The sequence below is a fragment of the Macromonas nakdongensis genome, from assembly GCF_002837145.1.
Classification (GTDB): Bacteria; Pseudomonadota; Gammaproteobacteria; order Burkholderiales; family Burkholderiaceae_C; genus Macromonas_B; species Macromonas_B nakdongensis.
In genome coordinates this window covers 1-4,289 of sequence record NZ_NWMV01000006.1, presented here as the reverse complement: position 1 = coordinate 4,289, position 4,289 = coordinate 1, and the positions used below count along the sequence as shown (strand labels likewise).

The following is a 4,289-nucleotide window of genomic DNA, read 5'->3' as shown; positions in this document are numbered from 1 at the left end:
AAACGTGGGCCGCCAGGCCCGCGCGCACAAGCGGAGCCGGCGAGGCGGCGCGCGCTAGGCCTCGGCCGCCACCGGCACGGGCCGGGCACCCGGCACCTGGCGCCGAGCCAGCAAGGTGTACATGGTGGGCACCACGAACACGGTGAGCAACGTGCCCACGCTCATGCCGCCGACGATGACCCAGCCGATCTGCTGGCGGCTTTCGGCGCCGGCCCCGCTGGCCAGCGCCAAGGGCAAGGCCCCCAGCACCATGGCCCCGGTGGTCATCAGGATGGGCCGCAGGCGCAAGGCGGCCGACTGCCGGACCGCGGCCGCCACGTCCAGCCCCTCTTGCCGCAGCTGGTTGGCGAACTCCACGATCAGGATGCCGTGCTTGGTGATCAGCCCCACCAGGGTGATCAGGCCAATCTGGCTGAACACATTGAGTGTGCCCCCGGTGAACTTGAGCGCCAGCAAGGCCCCAAGCATGGACAGCGGCACGCTGAGCATGATGACGAAAGGGTCGATAAAGCTTTCGAACTGGGCGGCCAGCACCAGGTAAATGAACAGCAGGGCCAGCACGAACACGATGAGCAGCGAACCGGAGGCGCTGCGGAACTCGCGGCTCTGGCCGTTGAGGTCGGTGGTGTACCCGGTGGGCAGCACCTCGCGGGCGATGCCGTCCATGATCTCCAGCGCCTGGCCCAAGGCGAGTTCAGGCGCCAGGTTGGCGGTGATGGACGCGCTGCGGCGCTGGCCGAAGTGGTTCAGCTCGCGCGGCACCACCACCTCGCGCGTGCTCACCAGCGAGGCCAGCGGGATCATCGCGTCGTTGCGGCCGCGCACGAACAGGCGGTCGATGTCGTCGGGGGCGCTGCGCTGGGCCGAATCGATCTGCACCACCACGTCGTACTGCTCGCCGTTGCGCTTGTAACGGGTGACCAGGCGGCCGCCCAGCATGGTTTCCACGGTGCGGGCGATGGCATCGACCGAAACCCCCATGTCGGCGGCGCGCTCGCGGTCCACGTCGAGGCGGATTTCGGGCTTGTTCAAGCGCAGGTCGGTGTCCACCTGGACAAAGCCGGGCTGCTGGGCCAGGCGCTCCTGGAACTGGCGCACCACCTTGGACAGGTTGTCGTAGCTGTCGTTGGTGACGAGCACGTAGTTGATCGGCCGTTCGCGGAAACCCTGACCGAGCGACGGCGGGGTGATGGGAAAGGCGCTGATGCCCGGCAGGCCGGCGATCTTCGGCGCGACCTCGCGCGCGATCTGCTGGGTGCTGCGCTCGCGCTCTTCCCAGGGCTTGGCGCGGAAGAACACATTGCCCTGGGCCACCGAGGGGTTGCCGATGTTGGCAAAGATCCGGTCGAACTCGGGGTAGGCCTGGCCAATGCGCTCGACCGCCTCGGCGTAGCGGCGGGTGTACTCCAGCGTGGCGCCGTCGGGGCCGTTGATGACGGTGAGGATGACGCCGCGGTCTTCGATGGGCGCCAGTTCCTGCTTGGTGGTGCGCAGCAACCAGGCGCTGCCGCCGGCACTGGCCAGCATCAGCAACACCACCAGCCAGCGCGCCCGCAGGGCACGGGCCAGCAGACCGCTGTACCCCCGGGTGATGCCCGTCAGCAGCGCCTCCATGCCCCGGTCGAATCGGTTGGGCGCGGGGTTGTGGCGCAGCAGCTGGGAGCACATCATGGGCGACAGCGTGAGCGCGACGAAGCCCGACACCAGCACCGCCCCGGCCAGGGCCAGCGCGAACTCGGCGAACAGCCGCCCGGTGCGCCCCGGGGTGAAGGCCAGGGGCGCGTAGACCGCGGCCAGGGTCAGCGTCATGGCGACCACGGCGAAGCCAATTTCTTTGGCTCCGCGGATGGCGGCGGCAAACGGCGTCAGGCCTTCTTCGATGTGGCGGTAGATGTTTTCCAGCACCACGATGGCGTCATCCACCACCAGCCCGATGGCCAGCACCAGCGCCAGCAGGGTGAGGGTGTTGATGGAAAAGCCGAACAGCGCCATGAGCGCGAAGGCGCCGATCAGGCTGACGGGAATCGTGACCAGCGGGATGATGGACGCGCGCAGGCTGCGCAGGAACACGAAGATGACCAGCGACACCAGCACCACCGCTTCCAGAATGGTGCTGTAGACGGCTTTGATCGAACGGTCGATGAAGACCGAGTTGTCGTTGGCGATCTGCACGCTGACGCCGGGGGGCAGGTCTTCGCGCAGGCGGTCGAGCAAGGCGGTGACGGCGGCCGACAGCTCCAGCGGGTTGGCTGTGGCTTGGCGGATCACACCCAAGGAAATGGCGTCGCGGCCGTTCAGGCGCACCGAGGTGCGCTCGTCCTGCGGGCCCTGCACCACCCGGGCCACGTCGCCGATGCGCACCGGCAGGCCGTTGACACTGCGAATGGCCACGGCGGCGAACTGCTCGGGCGTTTGCAGGTCGGTGGTGGCGGTGACGTTGAACTCGCGCTGCGCGCTCTCGATGCGCCCGGCCGGCACCTCCAGGTTGGAACGGCGCAGCGCGTCCTCCACGTCCTGCACGGTCAGGCGGTAGGCGGCCAGGCGGTCCGGGTCCAGCCACAGGCGCATGGCGTACTTGCGCTCGCCGTAGACGCGCACATCGGCCACGCCGGTGGCGGTCTGCAGCAGCGGCTTGGCGATGCGGTTGGCGTAGTCCGACAGCTGCAGGGCGTTGTGGGTGTCGGAACTCAGGGCGATCCAGACCACGGGGAAGGCGTCGGCCTCGACCTTGGCCACCACCGGTTCGTCGATGGTCTGCGGCAGGCGCCCGCGCACCCGGCTGACCTTGTCGCGCACCTCGGCGGCGGCGGCGTCGGGGTCGCGCTCCAGCTTGAAGCGCACGGTGATCTGGCTCTGCTCCTGCCGGCTGATGGAGGTGATGACGTCCACCCCCTCGATGCCGGCGAGCGAGTCTTCCAGCGGCTTGGTGACCTGGGACTCGACCACCTCGCTCGAAGCCCCGGCAAAGCGGGTGCTGACGGTGACGTTGGGCTCGTCGATCTTGGGGTACTCGCGCACCGACAGCTGGCTGAACGAGACCCAGCCGATGAGCAGCACCAGCAGGGACAGCACGGTGGCGAACACCGGCCGGCGGATGGCGATTTCTGGCAACTGCATGGTGGCCTCCTGCCCGTCAACCGGCCGCGGGCTTGGACCCCGACGGGGCCGCCGGGGCGGTGGCGGGTGCCGGGGTGCCTGCGGCCGGGCGGGCCAGTTCGATCACCCGCACGGCAGTGCCGTCCCGCTGCAGGCGCTGCTGACCGGCCACCACGACGGTGTCGCCGGCCTGCAGGCCGTCGAGCACCTGCACCAGGGCCCCACGGCGCAAACCCAGGGTGACGACGCTGCGGCGCGAGACCGGCGCACCGCCCTCCCCGGCCGCCGTGTCCACCACGCGGACCACCGTCTGGCGCCCGCCCTGCGGCACGATGGCCTCTTCCGGCACCATCAAGGCGGCCTCGTCCACCGAGAGCGTGACCGTGACGCGCGCAAACAAACCCGGGCGCAGCAGCGCCTCGCGGTCGACCGGCAGGGCGGCGCGCACCGCCAGGGCGCGGCCATCGGCCTCGACCGCCGGCTCCAGCGCCTGGATGCGGGCGGTGAAGCTGCGCCCCGGCAGGGCGTCGAGCTGCACCTGCACCGGCTGGCCCGGCGCGACGCGGGCCTGGTAGCGTTCGGGCAGCCGGAAATCGACGTAGAGCTGGGAGGTGTCTTCCAGCTTGACCAGGTCGGCGCCGTCCTTGACGTAGTCGCCCAGGTGGACGCTGCGGATGCCGACGTGGCCGTTGAACGGCGCCACCAGGCGCATGCGGGCCACACGGGCCTGGGCCAGCTGCACCTGCGCTTCGGCCACCTGCAGGCTGGCGCGGCTTTCGTCCAGCACCCGCTGGGCCACGAAATTTTGCGCCACCAGTTCTTCGTTGCGCTTCAGATTGGCCTGGGCGATGGACAGCTGGGCCTGGGCCTGGCTGAGTTCGGCCTGCTGCAGCGTGTCGTCCAGCTGGATGAGCACTTGCCCCTGGCGCACCGCGGCCCCGTCCTGGAAGGCGATGCGCACCACGCGGCCGCTGACTTCGGGCCGCAGCACCACGCTCTGGCGCGAGCGCAGGGAACCAACCGACTGGGCGTCGTCCACCAGCCGCAGGGTCTGGACCCGGGCCACTTCGACGCTGGGCATGCCCCCCGCGACACCGGGGCCCGGGGCGGCTGCAGCCGGGGTAGCCCCGGCCGCAGCGGGCGTGGCACGCGGGCCCTGCTGCCACCACCAGGCCCTGCCGGAGGCGACAGCG

General features: G+C 70.3%; 2 protein-coding genes. Both read right to left on the bottom strand.

The annotated features are described in order from the left end of the window. Positions 1-54: 54 nt before the first annotated feature. The gene (locus tag CON77_RS01085) at positions 55-3,117 is read right to left on the bottom strand and encodes an efflux RND transporter permease subunit (RefSeq protein WP_101046968.1); all 3,063 of its coding nucleotides are present in this window, start codon (positions 3,115-3,117) and stop codon (positions 55-57) included. Between the two features lie 16 nt (positions 3,118-3,133). After that, on the bottom strand, positions 3,134-4,177 hold the full coding sequence (locus tag CON77_RS01080; RefSeq protein ID WP_369407332.1) for an efflux RND transporter periplasmic adaptor subunit: 1,044 nt from the start codon (positions 4,175-4,177) through the stop codon (positions 3,134-3,136). Positions 4,178-4,289 lie beyond the last annotated feature (112 nt).

Coding starts and splice junctions, on each gene's coding strand:
- CON77_RS01085 (WP_101046968.1), bottom strand. CDS start 3,117: ATGCAGTTGCCAGAAATCGCCATCCGCCGGCCGGTGTTCGCCACCGTG.
- CON77_RS01080 (WP_369407332.1), bottom strand. CDS start 4,177: ATGCCCAGCGTCGAAGTGGCCCGGGTCCAGACCCTGCGGCTGGTGGAC.